Origin of the sequence: Mesorhizobium temperatum (genome assembly GCF_002284575.1) — a bacterium.
Lineage (GTDB): Bacteria > Pseudomonadota > Alphaproteobacteria > Rhizobiales > Rhizobiaceae > Mesorhizobium > Mesorhizobium temperatum.
This window is the reverse complement of sequence record NZ_NPKJ01000053.1, coordinates 26,462-51,805: the sequence shown is the minus strand read 5'-3', so window position 1 is coordinate 51,805 and position 25,344 is coordinate 26,462. Positions and strand designations below refer to the sequence as shown.

Below are 25,344 nucleotides of genomic sequence, written 5' to 3'. Positions count from 1 at the left end.
GAAATAGCTGAACTTGGCGCGACTATGTCCCGCCCTTGCCGGCGATGCTGGTGATCTTCTGGATGAAATCGTTGACCGCCCGATCGAGCGCCGCATTCTGCTTGTCGTCGCCGAAATCGGGAACGATCAGCGAGACATGCCGCGTCTTGCGCATGCCTGATGCCACCGACATTTTCCCGGGATGCGCCTGATGGTAGGCGGCTAGAAAATGGTCGCGTTCGGCCGGGCTGAAATGGCAGACGGAGAAAATAGCCGGCAAATGTTTTGACGGGATCGGGATCGAATAGGCCGGGCTGGAAATCTGGGTGACGAAGCTGCGATGCTTGCCCAACGCGTCGGCGAGGCGCTGGCGCATCCCGGACGGGCGCTGGTCGAGGACCTGCGACAGGATCGTCTTATAGGCGCGGATCGCCTCTTCGGAGCCGGCTTCAGGTGTCTTGTCGGCCATGCCGGTGCCTAGATCGAAACGTCCGCAATGGCCGCCTTGGCCATTGCGAGCTGGGCGGGAACCACGGAAAGGTCGCGCAGGCCGGTCTCAATCAGCGCCGGGATTGCCGCCGGATCGCCGCCGGCGTCGCCGCATAGGCTGACCGGAATCCTTTGCACGCGGCCGAACGCCGCAACCGAGGCGATCAGCCGAAGCACGGCCGGATGCCTGATCGAATTGAGATGCGCAACCAACGCGTTGTCGCGCGCCGCCGCCATCACATACTGCGTCAGGTCGTTCGAGCCGATCGAAAAGAAGGCGACCTCGGTAAAAGCCTCAGGAGCGATCGCCACCGACGGCACCTCGACCATGATGCCAAGCGGCGGCATTTTTTGCGCGACGCCGCACGTGGAAAGCGCGGCCTGCTCTTCCGCGAAGAGCGCGGCGGCACGTTCATATTCGTCCCTAACGGAGACCATCGGGAACATCACCTTCAGATTGCCATGCACGGCGGCGCGCAGCAGCGCCCTGATCTGCAGCCGAAAAACCTCCGGTCTTGCCAGCGACAGCCTGATGCCGCGCAGGCCAAGGAAGGGATTAGTTTCCGCCACGGTGAAGCCTGGCACCGGCTTGTCGCCGCCGGCGTCGACGGTGCGAATGGTCACCGGTCTGCCTTCAGCCCATTCGAGCACCTTGCGGTAGGTGCGATACTGGGTTTCCTCGTCCGGCAGCGTTTTGCCGAACAGGAACTCGGTTCGCATCAGCCCGACGCCGTCGCAGGTCGAGACATCGATGTTGTCGACATCGGACGGATCGGCGATGTTGACCTGCACCCGCACCGCCGTGCCGGCTTTCGTCACCGCCGGCCGGGCCAAAAAAGTTTCCGCCCTGTCGCGACGCGCCGCGAAAGACGACGACGATCGCCGGAACGCCTCGAACTCTGCCCTTGATGGCGCCAAGACGATGCCGCCATGCTCGGCATCGAGCAGGGCGACGCCGGCAAGATGAGCCGGCGAAGCACCGAGCCCGACTGCCCCAAGTCCCACGATCATCGGCACGCCGCGCGAACGCGCCAGCATGGCGACGTGGCTGGCGGCACTGCCCGCTTTCAGCGCAATGCCGCCGCCGGAACTCCAGTCGGTTTCGAGAAAGCGCGTCGGCGCGATGTCCTCGCCGTAGAAGATAGCTCCTGCCGGCGCGGCAGCCTCGCTGTCCGCGGTCAACGCGCGCAGCACCTGATCACGTATGTCGCGCATGTCGGCGGCGCGCGCCCGGAAATAGTCCTGGTCTGACGTTTCGTAGCCCACAATTTCGGCGTCGAGCGCCTGCCGCCATGCCACATCGGCCGGCTGGCCGGCGGCAATCGCGGCAAAGGCCGGGCCGGTCAGCGCATCGTCCTCCAGCATGGCGAGCTGGAATTCGAGAATGTCGGCGGCGTCGCCTTTGGTCGCTTCGATCAGCTTAGCGAGCCGGCCTGTCGCTGCCTTGATTGCCGTTTCGAGCGCCAGCCTCTCGTCCGCGGCGGTCGCCTTACGGCCATAGCGCGCGACAACCGGATCGAGGTTGAACAGCGGCCCTTCGGCATAGCCGGCCGAAGCCGAAATCCCCTGCAGCCTAAGCGGTTCGGGCATGGTCCACGCCCTCGTCGAAATCGCGCCGCACCAGCTCGACCAGCGCGCCGACCGCCTCGCCGGCGCCGTCACCCCTCGCTCGGATATGCAGCACCGTGCCTTTCGGCGCCTTGGCCGCCATCACCTTGACGATGCTCTTGGCGTCGAGCCACGGCCCGTTGGCGGCGAGCGCCACTTCGACCTCAGCCGAAAATCTCTTGGCGAGCTTGGTGAACTTCACCGAAGGGCGCGCATGCAGGCCGACCTCATGGGTGATCAGAACGGTGGCTTCGGCGGATGCGGACATTGAGTCAAAATTCCTGTTCATTCACGATGGCGACAATTCGTGTGCCGTCGCCACCACTTCCCTTAGCGAGGCGCCGCCGGACGCCTCCGTCGCCGCCATCACCGCGCCCTCGACGATCGGCGCATTGCAGACGATGATCTTGTGCGCGCGCGGCTCGCCGATCATCTCGACCGCCATCTCGCTGTTGGTCTCGGCGCCGCCGAGATCGACAAGTATGGCGACACCTGCCTCCGACCAGGCCTTGTCGATCGCGCCTATGATCGCCTCGACATTGGTTCCCAGCCCGCCATGGCCGTTTCCGCCGCACCATGCAAGCGGCACTTCGTCGCCGACCATCTGGCGCACCATGTCGGCCGTGCCCTCGGCGACCAGCGGTGAATGCGATACGATGACGATGCCGACATTGCTCATGCGTGCCCCTCGATGCTTTCGACGACAGCTCGCACCAGAAGCGCGACCGAGCGCCCGCCGGCATCCATATGGCCGATCGAGCGGTCGCCAAGGAACGAAGCGCGTCCGCGCAATGCCTTCATCGGCACGGTGGCATCGGCTGCACGGTCCACGACATCGGCGATTTCCGCTGCCGTCTTTCCCTGCAACAGCGCCTCATGCACTGGCTGCAGCACGTCGAGCATGGTCTTTTGCCCGACCTGCGACTTGCCCCTGGCTGCCACCGCCTCGATTGCCTTGCCGAAAGCCATAGCCAGATTGGCGCGATCCGGCTCTGCGGAAATCTCCTTGCCGAGCGCCATGAACAGCGTCCCGAACAGCGGTCCCGATGCCCCGCCCACCGTCATCACCAGCTTGGTGCCGATCGCCTTCAGCGCCTCCGGCAATGGCTTTGCAGCAAACCCCTCGGCCTCCGCCCGCACTGCCTCGAAGCCGCGCTTCATGTTCAGCCCATGGTCGCCGTCGCCGATCGCCTGGTCGAGCGCGGTCAGCTCGTCCGCGTGGGCGGCAATCGTGTCGGCGGTGACGGATATCAGCGTCTTCAGGTCAACCTTGACCATCGTCCCAGTCTTGACCATCGTCTCAGCGCTCATCGGTTTGCAATCCTATTGCCGGCCTGGTCGAAGAACAGCGGCGCCCGGTAGCGGATAATCACCCGGTCGCCCTTTTCCAATTGGATGTCGGGGTCGGTCAGCGTCACCAGCTTTCTGCTCCCCACCGTCACATGCAGGTGTTTCTGGTCGCCCAAATGTTCGACCCAGTTAACAACGCCGTCGGCGGGGCCATTGGATGCCTTGCCGATCGACAGATGTTCTGTACGCGCGCCGATCGTTTTGGTTCCCGCCGGCATATCGCCATCCGGCAGCAGGCCGGTCGGCAACAGATTGATCGCCGGCTGGCCGAGCCTTGCGGCGACATGAAGGTTTGCCGGCTCCGAGTAGATGGTGCGTGGCGTGCCGATCTGCACCAGCACGCCGTCGGCGAGAATGCCGATGCGATCGGCCATCGTCATCGCTTCGATCTGGTCGTGCGTGACATAAAGCATGGTGGCGCCGAGCTCGGCCTGGATGCGCTTGAGCTCGAGCCGGAGGTCGGCGCGCAGCTTGGCATCGAGCGACGACAGCGGCTCGTCCATCAGATAGATCGAGGGCTTGCGTACCAGGGCGCGCCCGATGGCGACGCGCTGCATCTCGCCGCCGGAAAGCTTGGTGGAGCGGTTGTTCAGCTTGTGGTGGATACGCACCATCTTGGCCACCTCCTCGACGCGGCGGCGCACCGCGTCCTCGCCCAGCCGCCGCGCTGGCGAGCGCAGCGGAAAGGCCAGGTTGTCGTAGACCGACAGATGCGGATAGAGCGAATATTGCTGGAAGACGAAGGCCGTGTCGCGCTCGGCCGGCGACAACATTGTCGCATCGCGGCCGCCGATATGGATCGAGCCCATATCCGGCCGTTCCAATCCGGCGATCAGCCGCAGCGTGGTCGTCTTGCCGGCGCCGGTCGGGCCGAGCAGCACGACGAATTCGCCATCGGCGACGTGCAGATCGAGAGTGTCAACGGCGACATGTTCGCCGAAGCTCTTGGTCACGCCTTTGATCTGCACGTCAGCCATGATGCGCTCTTCCCTGGGAAGCCCCGTCATGGATTGCGGTTCGCACCGCGCGGCCAGAGCCCTTCTCGAACAGCGACAGCCGTGCGCTGCTCAGCGCCAGGCCGACATGGTCGCCCGCATTGAGCCGGATTTCGGCCGGCACCCGCGCCTTGATGATGCCGCCGGATGTCTCCACCGCAACGATCTGCGTGGTGCCGAGATATTCGGTGCCATAGATGGCGCCGCGCAGCTTCGACGCGTCGTCGAAGCGGATGTGTTCCGGTCGGATGCCGAGCGCCATGTCGGCCGGCGCGATGTCCTCGCGCACCTCCGGCACCGCCACTTTGGCACCTTGCACCACGATCTCCCTGGCACCCTTTGAAAGCCCGCCGCCGAAGCCGAGAAAGTTCATCGGCGGCGAGCCGATGAAATCGGCGACGAACATGGTCGCCGGCCGGTCGTAGATTTCGCGCGGCGTGCCGAACTGTTCGATGACGCCGTGGTTCATAACCGCGATCTTGTCGGCCATCGACATCGCTTCCATCTGGTCATGCGTGACGTAGACGGTGGTGGCATGGATGCGGTTGTGCAGTTCGCGCAGCTCATGGACCATGAGATCGCGGAATTCGGTGTCGAGCGTGCCGAGCGGCTCGTCCATCAGGAAGCATTTTGGCCGCCGCACGATGGCGCGGCCGAGCGCCACGCGCTGGCGATCGCCGCCGGCAAGGCCGGAGACCGATTTGTTGAGCAGATGGTCGATGCGCAACAGCTTCGCCGTCTCTTCGACGCGCTGGCGGATTTCGATGCCGGGCATGCCTTGCGCCAACAGCGGGAAACCGATGTTCTTGCGCACGTTCATGTGCGGATAGAGCGCGAACAGCTGGAAGACGAAGGCGATGTCGCGCTCGCGGGCACGCCGCATGGTGACGTCCTCGCCACCGAGCAGGATCTTGCCGCCGGTCGGCAGTTCGAGCCCGGCAATCATGCGCAACGTCGTCGTCTTGCCGCAACCCGACGGCCCCAGCATGACGAAGAACTCGCCATCCCCGACGACGAAGTTGGAATCCTGCACGGCGACGAAATCGCCGAATGCCTTTCTCAGATGCTCGACCCTGATCTCCGCCATCGTCTACTCCGGAAATTTCGAGACGATGATGAACATCGCCGTGCCGGCGAGCATGGTGATGAACGAATAAGTGTAGAGCGACAGCGCGAAGGGCTGGAACAGCATCAGGAAGCCAATGGCGATGATCGCGGTAGCGATATTCTCCATCAGTCCGCGACGGAGGGCGCGCGGCCAGGGCGAGCGTTTGGTATGGGTACGACGGGTCATGATGACAAACTCCGCGACCCCTTCTCCCCGTCACTACACGGGGAGAAGGTGGCCCGAAGGGCCGGAAGAGGGGCGGCGCCAAAATCTGGAAAGCTTGCGCTGCCCCTCATCTGCCTGCCGGCATCTTCTCCCCGTTTACGGGGAGAAGGGGCGCTGCCGCGGCGCCGCTTCCATATCTGCTGCTGAGTCGCCGTGTTGCTCATTTGCGCACCGCGCCGAAGGTGATGCCGCGCAGCAACTGCTTGCGAAGCAGGATGGTGAACACCAGGATCGGCACCAGGAAGATCGTCGTTCCAGCGGCGACCGCCGGCCAGTCCTGGCCGCCTTCGCCGATGATGGTCGGGATGAAGGGCGGTGCGGTCTGCGCCGTGCCCGAGGTCAAAAGGGCGGCGAACGCATATTCGTTCCAGGCAAAGATCAGGCAGAAGATTGCCGTCGCGGCAATGCCGGTGGTCGCCTGCGGCAGCACGGTGCGCCAGAAGGCCTGCAGCCGCGTATAGCCGTCGATCATCGCCGCTTCCTCGTATTCGCGCGGGATCTCGTCGATGAAGCCCTTCAGCAGCCACACCGCAAGCGACACATTGACCGCCGTGTAGAGCAGGATCATTCCGAGCGCGGTGTCCGACAGGCCAAGCTCGCGGTACATCAGGTAGATGGGAATAGCGACCGCGATCGGCGGCATCATCCGTGTCGACAGGATGAAGAACAGGAGGTCGTCGGCCAGCGGCACCTTGAAGCGCGAGAAGCCATAGGCCGACAACGTGCCGAGGAACACCGCGCAGAAGGTCGAGCCGAAGGCGATGATCAGCGAATTGATGAAGCGCGGCATGAAGTTGGACGGGCCGGCGATCACCATGTTGCGCTTGCGCACTGTCTCATCGCAGACGCCCGTCGCCGGTCCCAGCGAGTTGATGTATTCCGGCGTCTGCCGGGTGCGGGTCGAGAACAAATTGCAGTAGCCCTCGAGGCTCGGCTGGAACAGGATCTTGGGCGGATAGGCGATCGAGTCCGGCGGTGTCTTGAAGCTGGTGGCGAAGATCCACAGCAGCGGCACGATCGAGATCAGTGCGTAAAGCACGATGATCGTGCCGGCGACGCGCTTCGACGTGGCCGAGGGTGCGACGACCGAATGGGCTGACGTCAGGCTCATCTCTGCTTCACCTTGTTGAGCGCCTTGACGTAGATGTTGGCCAGCCCAAATACCGCAACGAACAGGATGATGGCGAAGGCTGAGGAATAGCCCGTTCGCCAGCTTTCGAAGGCCTGCCGCTTCAGCGTGATCGAGGCGACCTCGGTGGTCGATCCCGGTCCGCCGCCGGTGAGCAGGTTGACCATGTCGAACATCTTGAAGTTCTCGATACCGCGAAACAGCACCGCCAGCATGATGAAGGGCAGCGCCATCGGCAGCGTGATCGACCAGAACTGCCGCCAGTTGGAGGCACGGTCGACCTCGGCTGCCTCGTAGATGTATTCGGGGATCGAGCGCAGGCCGGCGAGACAAATCAGCATCACGTAAGGGGTCCACATCCAGGTATCGACGATGACGATCGACCACGGCGCCAGCGACACGTTGGAGAGCATGCCGATCTGCGTTGCCGGAATGCCGGTGACGAACGAGATGGCATAGGCGAACAGACCGATCTGCGGCTCGTAGAGGAAGCGCCAGAAATTGCCGACGACTGCCGGCGACAGCATCATCGGCACGAGAATGATGGTCGTCCAGAAGGCGTGGCCGCGAAACTTCCGGTCGATCAGCCAGGCGAGGGTAAAACCGATCAGCGTCTGCAGCAGAATGGTCCAGAACACGAAATGCGCCGTCGTCTGCATGGCGATCCAGATATCCTGGTCGCCGAGGATGCGCTTGTAGTTGGCAAGGCCGACATTCCTGACCACCTCGTTGGGGCGATTGGCGCGGTAGTTGGTGAAGGACAGATAGATCGCCCAGAACAGCGGGAAGATATTGATGGCGAGCAGCAACAGGATCGTCGGCGAGATGAACAGCCAGGCGAGGCCCTTGTCGCTGATGCCCCGGACCTTGCGGGCCAACGGCTCAGGCGTAGCCCGGGCAACGCTGTCCGCAGTCCGATTGAGCATGGTCAGTCCCGCTTCGGTCACGTGGGTCGTCTCGACAATGGAATTTATCTGAACTGTGTCCCGTGCCAAGGGTGGCACGGGACACGCGGTCGTGGCTCGGGAGGAGCCGGTTAGGTCTTGCCCCAATTACATCTTGCCATCGTCCTGGAAGACCTCGGTCCAGTCCTTGACCAGGCCATCGAGCGCGTCCTTGGCCGACCCCTGACCGGCGACGACGTAATCATGGAAGCGCTTCTGCGACGCCTGCAGCAGCGGCGCATAGCTGGGCTCTGCCCAAAAATCCTTCACGATGGCCATGGAGTCGAGGAAGGTCTGCGCGTAAGGCTGGCTGGCCGGGAAGCCTGGATCTTTGACGACTGCGTTGAGGCAGGAAAAGCCGCCGAGCGACCACCATTTGGCCTGCACGTCCTTGTTGGCGAACCACTTGATGTATTTGAGCGCGGCCTCCTGCTTGTCCGAGTAAGAGACCACCGAGATGCCCTGGCCGCCAAGCTGGGCGAATTGATCGCCGTCGGGGCCCTTGGGATTGGCGAAATAACCAATCTTGTCGCCGCCGACATTTTCGTCCTTCTGCAGGCCTGGCCAGGTAAAGGCGAAGTTCATGTGCATCGCCACCTGGCCGGATTTGAACGCGTCGACGCCTTCGCCCATGTAGCTGTTCGAGGCTCCGGGAGGCGTGCAGCAGTCATAGAGCGCCTTGTAGAACTCCAGACCCTTCACCGATTTCTCGGAGTTGACGAAGCCGTCCATCTCGTAGGGCTTGTCGGGATTCTCATATTTGAAACCGAAGCTGTAGAGCCCGTCCATGGCGCCCATGGTGATGCCTTCGGAGCCGCGCTCGGTATAGATCGATGCGCCATAGACCGTCTTGCCGTCGATCTCGCGCTTCTGGAAAAACTCGGCGATCTGCTTCAGCTGGTCGAAGGTCGTCGGCGCTGCGAGATCCCAGCCGTACTTTTCCTTGAATTCCTTCTGCAGTTCCGGCTTGGAGAACCAGTCTTTGCGATAGGTCCAGCCGACGACGTCGCCCATGGCCGGCAGCGCCCAGTAATTCGGCGAGTTCTTCGGCCATTCGGAGTAGCCGACGACGGTCGCCGGCACGAAGTCGTCCATGCTGATCTTCTCCTTGTCGAAGAAGTCGTTCAGCTTGACGTAGTGGCCGTTCTCGGCCGAGCCGCCGATCCACTGGCTGTCGCCGATGATCAGGTCGCACAGCTTGCCCTTGGAATTCAGTTCGTTGAGGAAGCGATCGGCATAGTTGGTCCACGGCACGAATTCGAATTTCATGCCGATGCCGGTTTCCTTGGTGAAATCCTTTGACAATTCGACAAGCGCGTTGGCCGGGTCCCAGGCTGCCCAGCAAAGCGTCAGATCTTCAGCCTGCGCGACATTCGAAACGGCGGTCGACGCAAACATCGCCGATGTCAGTCCCAACGTCAGTTTCAAGGTCGATTTCATGCCTTCCTCCCATTTGCGAAACGCGCCCGGATGACGGTTTCAAAAACCTCAACCCCCTCCTCAGGGGTCTAAACATAACGACGCGGTTGAACGGCCGATGTTTAGTAATTTGTTTAGTGATGCAATTTTTACTAAACAAGGCAAGCGAATTCGTCGCTGCGCTGCAGCATAGCGCATCGGTCGCTGGTTCAGGAAAGGCGCGTGTCAGATCGTTCGGCGCGCGGGTGCCGGCTCATTTGACCGTTTTGGTGCTCACCGTCACCGGCCGGATCACTGGGGCGGGCGGCAGCAGGGCGCGGATATCGGCGAAGGGGAAGATCGGTTCGAAGCGGAAGGCCTCAGCGAAGGAACCGGCCGCGCCGTTGCACTGGCCGGCGCGAAACGCGTTCTGCGTGCGCGCCGCGTCGACGAAACGTTCGGGGTCCTGCGACTGATGCGCCCGGATCGCCATCGCCTTGAGCTCGAAATGCCCGGAGATATCGACATAGTGCGTCGGCGAAAAACCGGTGCCGCCGAGCGTATCGGCATGCAGCACCGGGACAGCGAAGGACGCCGCGATGCGCACGCCGTCCGACAGCGCACGGTGGTCGCCATGATAGTCGTTCGGCGCATGGGTGATCGCCAGATCCGGCCTGATATCCCCGATCAGCGTCTTCAGCGCCGCGATCAGCGCGGCATCGGCAACCAGCGCGCCGTCCGGAAAATCGAGGAAGTGCGGTGTTGCGCCAAGCAGGTCCGCCGCCACAGCCGCTTCCTCGCGGCGGGCGCGGGCGAGTGATCCCGGATCGCCCTTCCCGCCCTTGGCGCCATCCGTGGCTATCGCAAAAGCCAATTCTGCGCCTTGTGCGGCATAGGCCGCCATCGTACCGAACATGAAGATCTCGACATCGTCCGGATGCGCACCGAGTGCCAGTATCTTCACTCTGCTCTCTCCCTGGAACTGGAATAACGGGACGAACGGAATTCTGCTCGCTCTGCTCGCCTATGCAAGCCGTTCATGCAACGATGCCGTTGTCAAAAGCCTGAGCGGATCGCGCCAACGCATTATTCGCAGATCCTCGGGGCGGTGATCCTGGGCGCGTTCTCCAGGAATATCCGGACCTTCTGTCGCCAGATCTTCTGTCGCCAGATCTTCTGTCGCTTGTCGGCCTCGCCGTCATTGGCGGCTCGGGCCTTGTGACGATGGTGCGCGAGGAGGTGAGGCTCGGCACGGTGCGCTGGAACCCGTTCTCGCGGACCCGGCTTTGAGTTGGCCCGTTGCCGGTTGCGCGGCGACCGCCACCGCTGATATGCGGGCGCTGCGGATCCGCCGCAATTGGATGGATGCATCCTTGGAACAATGACCAGAAAACCCTTGCCCGAGCTTCCGGTCTCCGCCGTGCTGCCGGCGCTCAGCGAAGCGCTCGGTCATGGCAACAGCGCCGTGCTGGTGGCGCCGCCCGGCGCCGGCAAGACGACGCTGGTGCCGCTGGCGCTGCTCGAAGCAGCATGGCTCGGCACGGGAAAGATCATTCTGCTCGAACCGCGCCGGCTCGCTGCCCGCGCCGCTGCCCGCCGCATGGCCGAACTGCTCGGCGAGGAGCCGGGCGAAACGGTCGGCTATGCCATGCGCATGGAAAATCGCACTTCTGCGAGGACGAAAATCCTCGTCGTCACCGAAGGCGTGCTGTCGCGGATGATCCTCGACGATCCGGAGCTGCCCGGTGTCTTGGCGGTATTCTTCGACGAGTTCCACGAGCGCTCGCTCGACGGCGATTTTGGTCTGGCGCTGGCACTCGACGTGCAAGGTGCGCTGAGGCCCGATCTGCGATTGCTGGTCATGTCGGCGACGCTCGACGGGGCGTGCGTCGCGCGGCTGCTTTCCGGCGCCACGGTGATCGAGAGCGAGGGCCGCGCCTTTCCCGTCGACATCCGCTACGACGACCGGCCGGCCGGCGTCGCCATCGAGGACGCCATGGCCAAGGCGATCCGCGCCGCCCTTGCCGATGAGAGCGGCAGCGTGCTCGCCTTCCTGCCCGGCCAGCGCGAGATCGAGCGCACCGCCGAGCGGCTGCAAGGCCGTGTCAGTGCCGACACCGACATCGTGCCGCTCTACGGCATGCTCGACGGCAAGGCGCAGGACGCCGCGATCAAGCCGGCGCCGTCCGGCCGCCGCAAGGTGGTGCTGGCGACGTCGATCGCCGAGACCTCGATCACCATCGACGGTGTGCGCGTCGTCATCGATTCCGGCCTGTCGCGTCTGCCGCGCTACGAGCCGGCCAGCGGCCTGACGCGGCTGGAGACGGTGCGTGTCAGCAAAGCCTCCGCCGACCAGCGCGCCGGCCGCGCCGGCCGCACGCAGCCGGGCGTCGCCATCCGGCTGTGGCGGGCCGAGCAGACGGCGGCACTTCCCGCCTTCACCCCGCCGGAAATCCTTGAGGCGGACCTTTCGGGGTTGATGCTCGATTGCGCCGCTTTCGGCGTTGCCGATCCAACGCGCCTTTCTTTCCTCGACCCACCGCCGGCCCCGGCGCTCAACGAGGCAAGGGCGCTGCTGCGTGCGCTCGACGCCGTCGACGAGGCAGGGCGCCTGACGGAATCGGGTGCTGCGATGCGCAGGCTGGCACTGCCGGTGCGGCTCGCTCACATGGTCGCCGAGGCGGCAAAGACCGGCCAGGCGTTCGAGGCGGCCATGCTCGCCGTGCTGCTCACCGAGCGTGGCCTTGGCGGCGACGGCGCCGACCTCGAACGGCGGCTGATGCGGTTCCGATCCGAAAGATCGCCGCGCGCCACCACCGCACGGCAGCTCGCCGAGCGGCTGGCGAAACAGGCCTCACCCTCCCCCTCGCGGGGAGGGTCGGCGAGCGAGCCGAGCGCAGCGAAGCGAGGGAGACGGGGTGGGGTCGCCGATGGCGTGCCCGACCCGACCCGACCCCGCTCCGCTTCGCGGATCGACGTGCCGGGGCGAGCCACGGGTCTCGCCCGTCCTTCGGACCCCCTCGAGGGGGAGGGTAGGGCCGGCGCCCTCCTCATCCATGCCTGGCCGGACCGCGTCGCCAAGGCGCGCGGCGAGCGCGGCCGTTTCGTGCTGGCCAACGGTTCGGGCGCCATGCTCGACGCCGCCGATCCGCTGGCGGGCGAAACCTGGCTCGTCGTCGCCGATCTGCAGGGCAAGGCGCAGAATGCCCGCATCACGGCAGCAGCGGCGATAGACGAGGCCGACATTCGCAATTCGCTTGCCGACAAGATCGAGACCAGCCGCGAAACCGGTTTCGACCGCGACAGGCGCGCGGTGCGTGTGCGTGAAACCGTTCGCCTCGGCGCCATCACTCTGTCCGAACGCATGCTGCCGGCGCCGGCCGGCGTCGACGCGGATCGCGCCATCCTTGACGCCTTGCGCGAACACGGCCTGTCGCTTTTGCCGTGGGGCAAGGAGGCCGAAACGTTGCGCCAACGGCTCGGCTGGCTGCATCGCGGCCTCGGCGCGCCCTGGCCCGACGTTTCCGACGCGGCGCTCATCGACCGCCTCGACGATTGGCTGCTGCCGTACCTCTCCGGCGCAGCGTTCTTTGCCGCGATCGATCCGGGCGTGCTCTCGGCCGGCCTCATGGCATTGGTGCCGCACGATCTCCAGCGCAGGATCGAGGCACTGGCGCCGACCCATTTCGACGCTCCGTCCGGCAGCCGCGTGCCGATCCGCTATGACGGTGAATGGCCGGTGCTGGCGATCCGCGTGCAGGAGCTGTTCGGTCTCGACCGGCATCCCGCGATCGCCAACGGCACCGTGCCGCTGACGCTCGAGCTTTTGTCGCCGGCGCACCGGCCGATCCAGACGACCCGCGACCTGCCCGGCTTCTGGCGCGGCTCGTGGGCCGATGTGCGGGCCGACATGCGTGGCCGCTACCCAAAGCATGTCTGGCCGGAGAACCCGCTTCTCGCCACCGCCACCAGCCGCGCCAAACCGCGGGGGACCTAGCCTTTATCCTTTTCCGGCTATAATCCTTGACCATGATAAACATCCTGCGGGCACCCGACTTCCAGCAAAGCCAGCGGCTGCGCCTCAACACGCTGATCAGGCTGCGCTGGCTTGCCATCGTCGGCCAGAGCCTGGCGGTTATCGTCGTTGCCTATGGGCTGAAGTTCCCGCTGCCCGTCAGTTCCTGCTTCGCGCTGATCGCCTGTTCGGCCTGGATGAACCTGTTGCTGACCTTCCGTTATCCGGCGGCGCATCGGCTGACCCCGCTGCCGGCTTTTGCCATCCTGACCATCGACAGCCTGCAGCTTGCCGGCCTGCTCTATCTGACCGGCGGCCTCACCAATCCGTTTTCAGTGCTGGTGACCGTGCCCGTGGTCATCTCGGCGACGTCGCTGCCGCTGCGCCTGACCGCCATCCTCGGCGCGCTGGTGATGGTGGCGGCGAGCCTGCTGGTCTTCTTCCATCTGCCGCTGCCCTGGTACGAGGGCACGCCGCTGGAGATGCCGTTCATCTATGTCGCCGGCATCTGGATGGCGGTGTTTTCCTCGATCGCCTTCACCGCAATCTATGCCTTCCGCGTGGCCGAGGAAGCCCGGCTGCTCGCCAACGCGCTTGCCGCCACCGAGCTGGTGCTGCAGCGCGAGCAGCATTTGTCGGCGCTGGACGGCCTTGCCGCCGCCGCCGCGCATGAACTCGGCACGCCGCTTGCCACCATCACGCTCGTCGCCAAGGAGATGGAGAAGGCGCTCCGCAACGATCCGAAATACAGCGAGGACGTGACGCTGCTGCGCTCGCAGAGTGAGCGTTGCCGCGAAATCCTCAAGCGCCTGACTAGCCTGTCTTCCGAGGGCGAGGCGCATCTCTCCCGCATGCCGCTAACTTCACTGGTCGAGGAGATGACGGCCCCGCACCGCGATTTCGGCATCTCGATCAAGCTTCGCCCCGGCGAGCGCATCGGCCCCGAACCGGTAGGGCGGCGCAATCCCGGCGTCATCTACGGCCTCGGCAATCTGGTCGAAAATGCCGTCGATTTTGCCCGCAAGACCGTCACCGTGCGCTGGAGCTGGAACGAGGCCACTGTTACCTTCTCGATCATCGACGACGGGCCGGGTTTCCCTCCCGAAATCATCGACCGCATCGGCGAGCCTTACATGTCGACGCGTCAGGGCACCGAGGCCGGGGGCGGCCTGGGACTGGGGCTTTTCATAGCCAAGACCTTGCTTGAACGCTCTGGCGCCACACTCGATTTCCGCAATTCAAACGAACCGGGCGAGGGGGCCGTCGTGCAGATATCGTGGCCGCGCAGCGTCTTCCTCAATCCTGAATCGGCTTCGGCCACCATGTTTGACACGGCTTGAATTGGACAATAGCGCTCCAAAACTATATTTGCGTAAAAATCAGGCAGCAGGAACTTCAAGACGATGAACGGCGACGAACCGATTGGCGCAATGGTTGAAGGCGAGGACACCTCGCTGTTGATCGTCGACGACGACAAGCCGTTCCTCACGCGCCTTGCCCGCGCCATGGAAGCCAGGGGCTTCGTGGTCGAGACGGCCGAGAGCGTCGAGGAGGCGGTGGCCAAGGCGCGCGCCAATCCGCCCGCCTACGCCGTGGTCGACATGCGGCTCGCCGACGGCAACGGCCTCGACGTCGTCGCCGCCATCCGCGAGAAGCGCGACGACGCCCGCGCCATCATCCTCACCGGCTACGGCAACATCGCCACCGCGGTGACGGCGGTGAAGCTGGGAGCCATCGACTATCTGTCGAAACCAGCCGATGCCGACGACGTTTTCGCGGCTCTTACCCGCACGGCGGGTGAACGCGCCGCACCGCCCGAAAATCCGATGTCGGCCGACCGCGTGCGCTGGGAGCACATCCAGCGCGTCTACGAAATGTGCGACCGCAACGTCTCCGAGACCGCGCGTCGCCTCAACATGCATCGCCGTACGCTGCAGCGGATACTCGCCAAGCGCGCGCCGCGCTGACGCCTGACCGAGCCGAAGGTTCGTGCAGCAAAAACCGGAATCGGTTTTCGCTGGGGATCATGAGCAAAATCAAAGTGCTACAGCATCCTTTGCGCGCCCCAAAGGTTGCGCGGCGCTGTAGAGACTTGCCCTGCCATCGGCGGTTGCGCATCATCGCACGAGGCGACACCGGCCCCTGCCGGCCGATAGGACGGAGACGACATGCAGGACCAGAAGCCGCGGCCGATCTCCATTTTTCGCGAATTCCTAGCCAGCGAGGCGGCAGGCGGCATCGTCCTGATGGCAGCCGCGGCATTGGCGCTGGTAGTCGCCAATTCGCCGCTGGCCGAAACCTATTTCGATGTCCTTCACGCCTATCTGGGACCACTCAGCGTATCGCACTGGATCAATGACGGCCTGATGGCCGTGTTCTTCCTGCTCGTCGGCCTGGAGATCAAGCGCGAGATGCTGGACGGCCAGCTCTCGACTTGGCCGCGGCGCGCCCTGCCCGGCATCGCCGCTGCCGGCGGCATGCTGGTGCCGGCACTTGTCTATGTCGCCATCAACCGCGACAATCCAGCCGCTCTGTCCGGCTGGGCGATCCCGACCGCCACCGACATCGCGTTTGCGCTTGGCGTGCTGTCGCTGCTCGGCAGCCGCGTGCCGGGGTCGCTGAAGGTATTCCTCACCGCGCTCGCCATCATCGACGACCTTGGCGCGGTGATCATCATCGCGATGTTCTACACGAGCGGCCTGTCGCTCGCCTATCTCGGCGCTGCCTTCGCCGTCATCGCTCTGCTCGTCGTTCTCAACCGCATGAAGGTGCTGACGCTGCTGCCCTATCTGTTGCTTGGTGTCGTCCTGTGGGTGCTGGTGCTGAAATCGGGCGTCCACGCCACGCTCGCCGGCGTGGCGCTGGCCCTGACCATACCTTTGAAAATCACCCCCGGCATCAGCCAAGATTCAGACCATTCGCCGCTGCATCGGCTCGAGCACGGTCTGCACAGAATAGTGCCCTTCGTCGTCGTCCCGATCTTCGGCTTCGCCAATGCCGGCGTTTCGCTCGCCGGCCTGAGCCCAGCCACCCTGATCGAGCCGCTGACGCTGGGCGTCGCCGCCGGCCTCGTCGCCGGCAAACTAGTCGGCGTGTTCGGTTCTTCCGCGCTTGCCATCCGGCTCGGCTTTGCCGACCTGCCGGTCAATGCCGGCTGGCTGCACATGATCGGCATTTCGCTGCTCTGCGGTATCGGCTTCACCATGAGCCTGTTCATCGGCCTGCTCGCCTTCGCCAGCAATGTCGAGCTGCAGGACGCGGTCAAGGTCGGCATCCTTGCCGGATCTTTCATCGCCGCGATCCTCGGCGCCGCCGTGCTGCTGATGGCGCCGGCTGCGAATGGGGCGGACGAGGACGAAGAGTAGAGCTGGTCGATTAGCACCGTTTGGAGGCAGCCGACAAACGTCGCGCCGCCCCTCATTGCCCTGCCGGGCATTTCTCCCCGTTTAGTGACGGGGAGAAAGACGCTTCGCAAAGGATTTCGCCAATCTCCAGCGTTGCGGAAAGTCTGCCGAGGTTACGGCCAGCCCCTTCTCCCCGTCACTATACGGGGAGAAGATGCCGGCAGGCAGATGAGGGGCGGCGCAAACGTCGAAGGTTACAAGGAGATCCAAAACACCTCTACTCGCTCTCGCCTTCCAGCGCTGGCACCGCCACACCGGCGAGTTCCGCCGCGAGCAGCCGCGATGCACCGGTCCGCGCGATCCTCAGCATCAGCGCCTTGCGCGTCGCCGCCGCCATGCGGTGCTCGGGCGCATCGCGCAGGATTTCGGCGCCGTAGCCGTCGGAAAGGATAAAACCGCATTCCTGCGGAAAGATCTCCGAGGGCACGCCGGGATGCGTGGCGAAGAAGAATCGGTCGGAATGCAGCCGGTAGTCCGGCCATTTGCGGTCGACCCTGAAATCCTCGATCGAGGATTTGATCTCGATGATCCAGATGTCGCCCTGCCGGGTCAGCGCGACGAGGTCGGCGCGGCGCCCGGTCGCCAGCGACAGTTCGGGCAGTACATGCGCGCCCATTTCCTTGAGCAGCCGCTGCACGCCGCGCCTGACCAGCATGGCGCGTTCCGACTGGCGACCGTCGTTCAGGGGATTGAGGGGTAAAGGCGAGATGATTGGCATGGCCGCACCATGCCAGATTTTGTTCACGGTTTGAACCCAGCTTTTTTTGATGCACATCGGTATGGATTTTTACGGGCAATCTCGGTTGGTTCCCAAACGGACGTTCCCACACATTAGGAATATGAGATACTGTGCGAATGCGGGTGGCTCTAAGGAGTGTGGATGATGAATGCGGACGAGATGCAGACGATTGCCGACACCCTGATGCGGGTCGTGACGCCTGACATGGCACCCAAGCAATTGATCAAAGCGGCCAGGAAGGAACACCCGAACGCGTCAAAGAAGGACATCGCCCGTGCGGCGTTCTTCTCGATTATCGCCAACGCCGAAGAAGACCACGGCAAGGCAAGGAACCTACAGGCATTCGCCATTGCCGAGCGGGTCGACGGCTCCTCTTGATCGGCACTGTAGCTTCATCAGCCGTTGACCCTGCCTTGCATAGCTGACCAACCCCAACCTGGAAAACGGCTAGCATTCCCGGTCTCGCCACGGCATATCGGTTCAATGATTGAGCGTCGTGGCCTTGGTGCATTTGCAGTTGGAACTGGTGTTGGTTCGCTTGGCGGCTTGATCGGCCTTGGCGGTGCAGAGTTTCGTCTGCCGTTCCTGATCGGTTTGTTTCGATTTGCCGCCCTTGAAGCCGTGATTTTGAATAAGGCCGCCAGCTTGGTTGTCGTCGCTACAGCGCTGCCATTCCGGGCCACCACGGTGCCGCTAGACTCGGTAGCCGCACAATGGCCGATCATAGTCAATCTCTTGGCTGGTAGTCTTCTAGGCGCTTGGTTTGGGGCAGGATGGGCAACGCGCCTCAACTCCGCAACGCTTCACAAGGTGATAGCCGCGTTGCTGATCCTTGTCGCGATTGTCCTGGTTTTCGGCCGTGATCCTGATGCTGCAGGATTGCAATCGGTCACTGGAGCCGCATTGATCGTTGCCGGGATCATTGCAGGATTTGCCATCGGCGTCGTGGCATCCCTGCTCGGCGTGGCAGGCGGTGAACTGCTCATCCCGACACTTGTCCTTGTGTACGGTGCCGACATCAAGCTGGCGGGCTCTCTGTCGCTGGCGGTAAGCCTGCCGACGATGCTGGTCGGCTTCACGCGCTACAGCCGCGACCAAAGCTTTTCGGTCATCGGCAGGAACAAGGCGTTCTTGCTGGCCATGGCTGCCGGTTCGATTGTCGGGACATATATCGGTGGGCGGTTGCTTGGAGTCATCCCCGAGCGAATCCTGCTCCCGCTGCTGGCGGCAATTCTGGTGATCTCAGCCTACAAGATATGGCGGCACGAACAGCCCCACCGGAGCTAGCGCTTGGTCCCTTCGCGCTGACGGCGTAGTCTGTCTGCGGCGATTACCCTTTGAAAGGTCAGGCCCTTCCGTCCGCGTCCGCCATCTCGATCGCAACCGGCACGCCTTGGCGCAGCGCCGCGCAACCTTCACATCTGTGCGGAACCGACTTTATCACCTGGCAGTGCAGCCCCCGCAATATCATCCAAAATCGGGCAGTCCGGCCTGTCATCGCCGTGGCAGGCATGGATCAGCTTCTGCAAGGTCGAACGCATCGACTGCAGCTCGCGCACCTTCTCCTCGATTGCCGTTACATGCGCGGCGGCGATCTCGCGCACGTCGTGGCTGGCGCGGCTGTGGTCGTGGTAGAGCGCCATCAGCTGGCGGCAGTCGTCGATCGAAAAGCCGAGATTGCGCGCGCGGCGCAAAAACGTCAGCCGGTGGATGTCGTCGCCCGAATAGTCGCGGTAGCCGTTGCCGGCGCGTGCGGGACGGATCAGGCCGATCTCCTCATAGTAGCGAATGGTCTTGGCCGGCAGGCCGGAACGGTGGGCGGCATCTCCGACATTCATGATGAGTTCCTCGACTTCTGGCGGGCTGGCGGACCGCCCCATTGAATTTCCTACATAATCTTATGAAGGCCGTTGCCGAAAAGCCACAGTTGCGGACTTACCGGCATGTAAGCCTGCGCATATAGGCATCGCGCGCTTGGCAAGCAAAGCAAATGCCAGCATGAATGATGGCGACAAAGCGGCCGTCTCGTGCCGCTATCTTTTGGGCGGGGCATCGGACCTTTTCATGCGCATGAAGTCATTCGCAATCGTCGCGGCACTTGCGCTGTCGACGGCTATTGCTGGTTGCAGCACCATCGGCTCGCAGATCTTCACCAACAACTATGGCCCGATGACCGATGCGGGCTATCAACTGCCGCGCATTCCGATCGAAAAGGTGCCGTTCAAGTACCGCCGGCAGGTCGTTAGCTACGACACCGATGAAAAGCCGGGCACCATCGTCGTCGATACGCAGAACAAGTTTCTCTATTACGTCATGGGCGGCGGCGAGGCGATGCGTTACGGCATCGGCGTCGGTCGCGAGGGTTTTGAATGGCGCGGCACCGCCCGTATCGCGGTGAAGCGCGAATGGCCGACCTGGACGCCGCCTTCGGCGATGATCAAGCGCCAGCCGGAACTCGCAAAATTTGCCGGCGGCATGGATCCCGGATTGACGAACCCACTCGGCGCGCGCGCCCTGTATCTGTTCAACAAGGGCGGCGATTCGGGCTACCGCCTGCATGGCAGCCCGGAGTGGAACTCGATCGGCAAGGCGATGTCGTCGGGCTGCATCCGCCTGATGAACCAGGATATCATCGACCTTTACGACCGCACCTCCGTCGGCGCCAAAGTCATCGTCTTATAAAAACTTTCATACGCGGACCGTCTAGGCAACAAATGGACGTCGCAGACAGAAAACCGGGCACTTTGGCCCGGTTTTTTGTTATCGCGAAAGGCGAATTGACGTTTTTTGGCGCTTTAAGAGACCTGTTCGACCTGCTGCACCTCGGGCACAAAATGCCGGAGCAGGTTCTGGATGCCGTGCTTCAGCGTCGCCGTCGATGACGGGCAGCCGGCGCAGGCGCCCTTCATGTGCAGGAACACGGTGCCGTTCTCGAAGCCGCGGAAGGTGATGTCGCCACCGTCCTGGGCGACGGCCGGGCGCACCCGAGTGTCGAGCAGTTCCTTGATGGTGATGACCAGTTCCTCGTCGGCCTTGTCGTAGAATTCGCCGGTCTGGCTGGTCTCGGCGGCGGGGCCGGCCTTGGCCATCACCGGCGCGCCGGACATGAAGTGTTCCATGATGGCGCCGAGGATCGCCGGCTTCAGATGCTGCCAGTCGGGGCCGTCCTTGGTCACGGTGACGAAATCATAGCCGAAGAAGACGCCGGTGACGCCGGGGATCTCGAACAGCCGGCCGGCCAGCGGCGAAGCCGTAGCGGCGCTGTCGGCATCGCGGAAATCGGCGGTGCCTTCGACAAGCACTTCCTTGCCGGGCAGGAACTTCAATGTCGCCGGATTTGGCGTCGATTCGGTCTGGATGAACATAGATGTCTCCGTGCCCATTCGGGCAGATAGTTTGGAATAATTCTAAATAGGCCTTATCGGCAGGACATTCAAGCGAAAGCTATCGCCGGAACGGCTGGCTGGGAGAATGTTTTTGCGGTCTTCTGCAACATACTTTGAGGTGTGTTGAGATTCAGGTCAGGCCGCGCCGAAAATGACGGTTTCCGAGAACCGGAGCGGAGCATACTTTTGGGTACGTGAGCACCGGAAGCGCAGGAAACCGCAGTTCGCAGGCCGGCATCACCTGAATATCAACTTACCTTAGGCCAGGCTGTCGATTTCTTCGTCGGACAGGTTCTGCGGCACCACCGTCACCGGGATCGGGAAGGCGGCGCCCTTGCCGGCGACCGCGCCGACCAGCGGACCCGGCCCCTCCTTGCCGGCGCCAGCCGCCAGCACGAGGATGGCAATATCCTGGTCTTCCTCGATCAATTTGTGGATCTCTTCGGTCGGCTTGCCTTCGCGCACCACCAGTTCCGGCTCGATTCCGAGTTTCTGGCGCACCTTGTTCGCGTACGCATCAAGCGCCGCCCGCGCGGTGGCGGTGGCCTCCTCGCGCATGATCTTCTCGACACCCAGCCAATGCTGGAAATCGTCGGGCTCGATCACATAGAGCAGCACCAGCACGCCGTTGGTGCTCTGCGCGCGTTTCGAGGCGTAGACGACGGCCCGCTCGCATTCGGGCGTGTCGTCGATGATCGCCAGGAACTTGCGGCGATGGCCGGCTTCTCGGCTGAGGCGTTTGGAGACCATATTCACCCTGTTCGATGGTTTCGGTCGCAATCTGCCACCGCCACAGCCCGGCCGCAAGCGACCGGCGGATGTAGCGATGTCGGGTGCGTTGGAACGTCCTTGCGCGTCCAAATGGACGCGCGGCGCTTTAAGGTTCAGCTTTGCAGCAGGCCGATGATGTCGCGCACGGTCTTCATCGTCGCCTCGGCCAAGGCGCCGGCCCGCTCGCCGCCATCCCTGAGCACCGCGTCGACAAAGGCGCGGTCATCGGAAATGCGGCGCATTTCAATGGCGACCGGCGCCAGCTTTTCCACGGCAAGGTCGGCCAGCGCCGGCTTGAACACCGAAAATTGCTGGCCACCGAACTCTTTCAGCACCGCCTCCTTCGATATCTCGGCAAGACCTGCATAGATGCCGACGAGGTTTTCGGCTTCCGGCCGGCCGGCCAGGCCGTCCAATTCCCCGGGCAGCGCCTCGGGGTCGGTCTTGGCCTTGCGGATCTTCTTCGAGATGGTGTCGGCATCGTCGGTCAGGTTGATGCGCGACAGGTCCGACGGGTCCGACTTCGACATCTTCTTCGAGCCGTCGCGCAGCGACATGATGCGCGCCGCCGGTCCGCCGATGATCGGTTCGGTCAGCGGGAAATAGCCGTTGACCGTCTCCTCGCCGACCTTCATCTCGACGCCGACGCCAAGGCCGGCGATGCGGTCCGAAAAGTCGTTGTTGAATTTTTGCGCGATGTCGCGTGTCAGCTCCAGATGCTGCTTCTGGTCATCGCCGACCGGCACATGGGTGGCGCGATAGACGAGAATATCGGCCGCCATCAGGCTCGGATAGGCAAGCAGCCCAAGCGAGGCGTTCTCGCGATCCTTGCCGGCCTTGTCCTTGAACTGCGTCATCCGGTTCATCCAGCCGATGCGGGCGACGCAGTTGAAGATCCAGGCGAGCTCGGCGTGCTGCATGACCCGCGACTGGTTGAAGACGATGTGCTTCTTCGGGTCGATGCCGGAGGCGAGAAACGCTGCGGTGATCGAGCGCGTCTGGTCCCTGAGATCGTCATGGACGAGCTGCGCGGTCAGCGAATGCAGGTCGACGACGCAATAGATGCAATCGGAGGTGTCCTGCAGGGCGACGAATTTCTTGATGGCGCCGAGATAATTGCCGAGATGCAGATTGCCGGTCGGCTGGACGCCGGAAAAGACGAGTGGCTTGAAGGCAGGCTGATTGAAGGCAGGCTGATTGAAGACGGGCTGATTGGAGTCAGTCATGGGATTTCCCTGGCTTGTGGAGGGCCGTTTCGCGCGCGGCGAAAGTCTTTCGACGGCGCGCTTATGAACGAGAGCGGGGAGCGGATCAAGAGGCTGTAGGATGGGCGGCGCAGCGCCTGGCCTCGGCTGAGTAAGGCGCCGCAAGAGGGAGGATAGCGCCGACCAGAAACAAAAGCCCGCCTTGCGGCGGGTCGTCGGCGCAAATCAGCACCGTGACGAGGTTGATAGCATAACTGCCGGCACAAAGCGAGAACAAAATTGACTTAGCGCCGAGGCATCCGTTTCGCCCGACGTTGACGAGGCAATGTAGATAGCTACATAATGTCACCTACACCAATGAGGCAAAACCGATGACGATCAATATCAACAACAAGGAGGCGGACAATCTGACGCGTGCTTTCGCCAAGCTCGAGGGCGTCGGCATCACCGAGGCGATTGTGATCGCCATGCGTGAAGCTCTGGAGCGCCGGCGCAACCGCGAGACGCCTCGCCAAACTGCCGCCCGTCTTCGCGCGGAAATCGGCATCAAGCTGAACGACAAGGCGCGCAGGCCTCTCCCTCGCTCGGTCTTCGATGAAATGTCCGGGGAGAGCTGATGTTCATCGATGCGGCCGCGATAATCGCCATCCTGAGCGATGAGAACGAAGCTGAACGCTGCTCCGACGCCGTGGTTACAGCTGCAGAACGGTTCACGTCCGCGATAGCCGTATGGGAAGCGGCGGTGGCTCTTGCGCGCCCGGACAAGTTCGCGATTTCCCTCGACGACAGCAGGCGTCTGGTCATCGCATTCCTGGAGCAACGAGATATCGCGGTTCGTGACCTGCCCGATCCGTCAGCCGCAGTCTCGCTGTCGTTGGATGCAGCCATGCGATTTCGATCCGGGCCAAATCGCCTCAACCTTGCGGATTGCTTTCACTACGCTTGCGCGCGCCACTACGCCGTTCCGATGCTTTCGACGGCGGACGAGTTCCGGTTTACGGATCTGGAGACTATTCCCTAATCGAAGGGGAGCCCTTCCGCCTGATATTGCGCCGGATCATGCCGAAATCGGCGCCGCCGGTGGCGAAGGCGGTGATGAAATAAAGCAACGCCCCGCCGGCTACCAGCGCGAGAAGCGTCGTAGCCTTGATTGCCAGCGGCGAGCCCGAGGCAAGTTGGACGGCAAACCAGTGCTCGGCAACATAGAGCGCCGCCCCCATCACCGCCGCCGACAGCACCAGCCGTGGGATGCGTCTCATGAGCGGCACGTCACGGCCCCAATGGCCGCGCCGGATCAGCACGCCGAGCAGCATCAGCGCATTGGCCCAGCCGGCGACAGCCGAGGCGACGGCGATGCCCGGCGCGCCCATCGACGGAAACAGCGTCAGCGCGGTGGTGATGTTCACAGCCACCGAGATGGCGGCGAAGATCATCGGCGTGCGCGTGTCCTCGCGGGCGAAATAGCCGGGGGTGAACGCCTTGATCAGCACGAAGGCCGGCAAACCCAAGCCGAAGATCGCCAGGATTGCCGCCACGATCGGCGTCGAGTTGTTGGCGGCAAATGCCCCGCGTTCATAGACCAGCCCCACGATCGGCTCCGACATGACCAGCAGTGCCGCCGCCGCCGGCAAGGTCAGGAACAGCGTGAACTCCACCGACCGGTTCTGCAGACTGGCCGCCTCGATCAGATTGCCTGACTTCAGCGCCCGCGACAGTTCGGGCAGAAGCACGATGGCGACGGCGACGCCGACGACACCGAGCGGCAGCTGGTAGATGCGGTCGGCATAGGCGAGCGACGACACCGCACTGTCCTGCGCCGAGGCGATCGCCGTGCCGATCAGCTGGTTGATCTGGGTAATGCCGCCGGTGATTGCCGCCGGCAGCGCCAGGATCAGCAGCCGCTTGACGCTGGGCGTCATCTTTGGCCGGCGAAAGCCGATCGAGATGCCGGCGTGGCGCACCGCCACCCAGACGATCGCCAACTGCACCAGCCCCGCCGCCAGCACGCCCCAGGCCAGCGTGAAGCCGACGGTGCGTGCGTCCGATCCCTTGTGCCAGGCATAGGCGAGCACGCCGATCAGGATGATGTTGAGGAACACTGGCGCCACCGCGGCGGCGAAATAGCGGCGCAGCGAATTCAGCATGCCGGCCATCATGGCGCCGAGCGACATGCAGATCAGGTAGGGAAACATGATGGTCGCAAGCCGGACCGTCATTTCGAACTTTCCCGGCGTGTCGGCAAAGCCCGGCGCCACCAGATAGCGCACGATCAGCGGCATCGCCAGTTCCATGGCGATGGTCAGCGCCAGCAGCGCCGTGAACAGCACCCCGAACACCTCTTCCGAAAAGCGCTTGGCGCCGTCGGTGCCGTGGGTCTCGATCTCCTTGGCGAACAGCGGCACGAAGGCGGCATTGAACGCGCCTTCGGCAAACAGCCGGCGGAAGGTGTTGGGGAACTGAAAGGCGGCGTTGAAGGCGTCGGCGATCGGCCCGGTGCCGAGTGCGGCCGCCATCAGCATCTCACGGCCGAAGCCGAGCGCACGGCTCATCAGCGTGCCCGAAGCGACCGTCGCGAACTTTTTGACAAGGCTCATGCGTC

General features: G+C 63.5%; 27 protein-coding genes and 1 pseudogene. 10 read left to right on the top strand and 18 right to left on the bottom strand.

Annotated features, from left to right (window positions below):
- Positions 1-22: 22 nt before the first annotated feature.
- From CIT26_RS18145 to CIT26_RS18090, 12 genes are all read right to left on the bottom strand, one after another.
- A complete protein-coding gene (locus tag CIT26_RS18145) occupies positions 23-448 on the bottom strand; it encodes a hypothetical protein (protein ID WP_095493850.1) in 426 nt (141 codons plus the stop codon).
- Positions 449-456: 8 nt separating this feature from the next.
- Positions 457-2,058 (bottom strand): phosphoenolpyruvate--protein phosphotransferase, encoded by a 1,602-nt coding sequence (gene ptsP / locus CIT26_RS18140; RefSeq protein ID WP_095493849.1) that lies wholly within the window; start codon positions 2,056-2,058, stop codon positions 457-459.
- A complete protein-coding gene (locus CIT26_RS18135) occupies positions 2,042-2,344 on the bottom strand; it encodes an HPr family phosphocarrier protein (protein WP_095494124.1) in 303 nt (100 codons plus the stop codon). The genes ptsP and CIT26_RS18135 overlap by 17 nt, the downstream gene beginning before the upstream one ends.
- Before the next feature lie 21 nt (positions 2,345-2,365).
- Positions 2,366-2,755, bottom strand: coding sequence for a dihydroxyacetone kinase phosphoryl donor subunit DhaM (gene dhaM, locus CIT26_RS18130; RefSeq protein WP_095493848.1), 390 nt, complete (start codon positions 2,753-2,755; stop codon positions 2,366-2,368).
- Entirely contained in the window at positions 2,752-3,354 is a 603-nt protein-coding gene (gene dhaL / locus CIT26_RS18125) for a dihydroxyacetone kinase subunit DhaL (protein ID WP_095494123.1), read from the bottom strand. The genes dhaM and dhaL overlap by 4 nt, the downstream gene beginning before the upstream one ends.
- 29 nt (positions 3,355-3,383) lie before the next feature.
- Complete coding sequence (locus CIT26_RS18120; protein WP_095493847.1) at positions 3,384-4,403, bottom strand: ABC transporter ATP-binding protein; 1,020 nt, start codon at positions 4,401-4,403, stop codon at positions 3,384-3,386.
- A complete protein-coding gene (locus CIT26_RS18115; protein WP_095493846.1) occupies positions 4,396-5,508 on the bottom strand; it encodes an ABC transporter ATP-binding protein in 1,113 nt (370 codons plus the stop codon). The genes CIT26_RS18120 and CIT26_RS18115 overlap by 8 nt, the downstream gene beginning before the upstream one ends.
- Before the next feature lie 3 nt (positions 5,509-5,511).
- Positions 5,512-5,715, bottom strand: a complete 204-nt coding sequence (locus CIT26_RS18110; protein WP_095493845.1) for a hypothetical protein — start codon at positions 5,713-5,715, stop codon at positions 5,512-5,514.
- 199 nt (positions 5,716-5,914) lie between these two features.
- The gene (locus CIT26_RS18105; protein WP_095493844.1) at positions 5,915-6,865 is read right to left on the bottom strand and encodes a carbohydrate ABC transporter permease; all 951 of its coding nucleotides are present in this window, start codon (positions 6,863-6,865) and stop codon (positions 5,915-5,917) included.
- Positions 6,862-7,809 carry a carbohydrate ABC transporter permease gene (locus CIT26_RS18100; protein ID WP_077377482.1) on the bottom strand — a complete coding sequence of 316 codons (948 nt, stop codon included), beginning with the start codon at positions 7,807-7,809 and terminating at the stop codon, positions 6,862-6,864. The genes CIT26_RS18105 and CIT26_RS18100 overlap by 4 nt, the downstream gene beginning before the upstream one ends.
- Positions 7,810-7,935: 126 nt before the next feature.
- The gene (locus CIT26_RS18095; RefSeq protein ID WP_023796720.1) at positions 7,936-9,267 is read right to left on the bottom strand and encodes an ABC transporter substrate-binding protein; all 1,332 of its coding nucleotides are present in this window, start codon (positions 9,265-9,267) and stop codon (positions 7,936-7,938) included.
- Positions 9,268-9,499: 232 nt separating this feature from the next.
- Positions 9,500-10,189 (bottom strand): PIG-L deacetylase family protein, encoded by a 690-nt coding sequence (locus CIT26_RS18090; protein WP_095493843.1) that lies wholly within the window; start codon positions 10,187-10,189, stop codon positions 9,500-9,502.
- A 105-nt stretch (positions 10,190-10,294) separates the two neighbouring features.
- On the opposite strand from CIT26_RS18090, the pseudogene CIT26_RS38520 reads away from it, so the two are divergent.
- The 5 genes and pseudogenes from CIT26_RS38520 to nhaA form a co-directional block, all read left to right on the top strand.
- A pseudogene (locus CIT26_RS38520) lies at positions 10,295-10,515 on the top strand (hypothetical protein); the annotation flags it as partial.
- 91 nt (positions 10,516-10,606) lie between these two features.
- Complete coding sequence (gene hrpB / locus CIT26_RS18080; protein ID WP_095493842.1) at positions 10,607-13,222, top strand: ATP-dependent helicase HrpB; 2,616 nt, start codon at positions 10,607-10,609, stop codon at positions 13,220-13,222.
- Between the two features lie 32 nt (positions 13,223-13,254).
- The gene (locus CIT26_RS18075) at positions 13,255-14,580 is read left to right on the top strand and encodes an ActS/PrrB/RegB family redox-sensitive histidine kinase (protein ID WP_167391460.1); all 1,326 of its coding nucleotides are present in this window, start codon (positions 13,255-13,257) and stop codon (positions 14,578-14,580) included.
- Positions 14,581-14,643: 63 nt separating this feature from the next.
- Entirely contained in the window at positions 14,644-15,207 is a 564-nt protein-coding gene (locus tag CIT26_RS18070; RefSeq protein WP_095493840.1) for an ActR/PrrA/RegA family redox response regulator transcription factor, read from the top strand.
- Positions 15,208-15,408: 201 nt separating this feature from the next.
- Positions 15,409-16,605 carry a Na+/H+ antiporter NhaA gene (nhaA, locus tag CIT26_RS18065; RefSeq protein ID WP_095493839.1) on the top strand — a complete coding sequence of 399 codons (1,197 nt, stop codon included), beginning with the start codon at positions 15,409-15,411 and terminating at the stop codon, positions 16,603-16,605.
- Between the two features lie 256 nt (positions 16,606-16,861).
- On the opposite strand, the gene CIT26_RS18060 is transcribed toward nhaA, so the two are convergent.
- Positions 16,862-17,362, bottom strand: coding sequence for an MmcB family DNA repair protein (locus CIT26_RS18060; protein ID WP_095494122.1), 501 nt, complete (start codon positions 17,360-17,362; stop codon positions 16,862-16,864).
- A gap of 165 nt (positions 17,363-17,527) precedes the next feature.
- Between CIT26_RS18060 and CIT26_RS18055 the strand changes: the two genes are divergently transcribed.
- Positions 17,528-17,761, top strand: a complete 234-nt coding sequence (locus CIT26_RS18055; protein ID WP_095494121.1) for a hypothetical protein — start codon at positions 17,528-17,530, stop codon at positions 17,759-17,761.
- 105 nt (positions 17,762-17,866) lie between these two features.
- Complete coding sequence (locus CIT26_RS18050; RefSeq protein WP_095493838.1) at positions 17,867-18,670, top strand: sulfite exporter TauE/SafE family protein; 804 nt, start codon at positions 17,867-17,869, stop codon at positions 18,668-18,670.
- Between the two features lie 128 nt (positions 18,671-18,798).
- Here the strand turns inward: CIT26_RS18050 and cueR are convergent, their stop codons facing one another.
- The gene (gene cueR, locus CIT26_RS18045) at positions 18,799-19,221 is read right to left on the bottom strand and encodes a Cu(I)-responsive transcriptional regulator (RefSeq protein ID WP_095494120.1); all 423 of its coding nucleotides are present in this window, start codon (positions 19,219-19,221) and stop codon (positions 18,799-18,801) included.
- 226 nt (positions 19,222-19,447) lie between these two features.
- Between cueR and CIT26_RS18040 the strand changes: the two genes are divergently transcribed.
- On the top strand, positions 19,448-20,065 hold the full coding sequence (locus CIT26_RS18040) for a L,D-transpeptidase (protein WP_095494119.1): 618 nt from the start codon (positions 19,448-19,450) through the stop codon (positions 20,063-20,065).
- Positions 20,066-20,178: 113 nt separating this feature from the next.
- On the opposite strand, the gene CIT26_RS18035 is transcribed toward CIT26_RS18040, so the two are convergent.
- From CIT26_RS18035 to trpS, 3 genes are all read right to left on the bottom strand, one after another.
- The gene (locus CIT26_RS18035; protein ID WP_095493837.1) at positions 20,179-20,748 is read right to left on the bottom strand and encodes a NifU family protein; all 570 of its coding nucleotides are present in this window, start codon (positions 20,746-20,748) and stop codon (positions 20,179-20,181) included.
- Positions 20,749-21,027: 279 nt separating this feature from the next.
- Entirely contained in the window at positions 21,028-21,519 is a 492-nt protein-coding gene (locus CIT26_RS18030) for a universal stress protein (RefSeq protein WP_095493836.1), read from the bottom strand.
- A gap of 134 nt (positions 21,520-21,653) precedes the next feature.
- Positions 21,654-22,766 carry a tryptophan--tRNA ligase gene (trpS, locus tag CIT26_RS18025; RefSeq protein WP_095493835.1) on the bottom strand — a complete coding sequence of 371 codons (1,113 nt, stop codon included), beginning with the start codon at positions 22,764-22,766 and terminating at the stop codon, positions 21,654-21,656.
- A gap of 350 nt (positions 22,767-23,116) precedes the next feature.
- Here trpS and CIT26_RS18020 point away from each other — a divergent pair, with 350 nt between their 5' ends.
- Positions 23,117-23,362 carry a type II toxin-antitoxin system VapB family antitoxin gene (locus tag CIT26_RS18020; protein WP_095493834.1) on the top strand — a complete coding sequence of 82 codons (246 nt, stop codon included), beginning with the start codon at positions 23,117-23,119 and terminating at the stop codon, positions 23,360-23,362.
- Entirely contained in the window at positions 23,362-23,766 is a 405-nt protein-coding gene (locus tag CIT26_RS18015; protein ID WP_095493833.1) for a type II toxin-antitoxin system VapC family toxin, read from the top strand. The genes CIT26_RS18020 and CIT26_RS18015 overlap by 1 nt, the downstream gene beginning before the upstream one ends.
- Here CIT26_RS18015 and murJ read toward each other — a convergent pair.
- The gene (murJ, locus tag CIT26_RS18010) at positions 23,756-25,339 is read right to left on the bottom strand and encodes a murein biosynthesis integral membrane protein MurJ (RefSeq protein ID WP_095493832.1); all 1,584 of its coding nucleotides are present in this window, start codon (positions 25,337-25,339) and stop codon (positions 23,756-23,758) included. The genes CIT26_RS18015 and murJ overlap by 11 nt on opposite strands.
- Between the last annotated feature and the right edge of the window lie 5 nt (positions 25,340-25,344).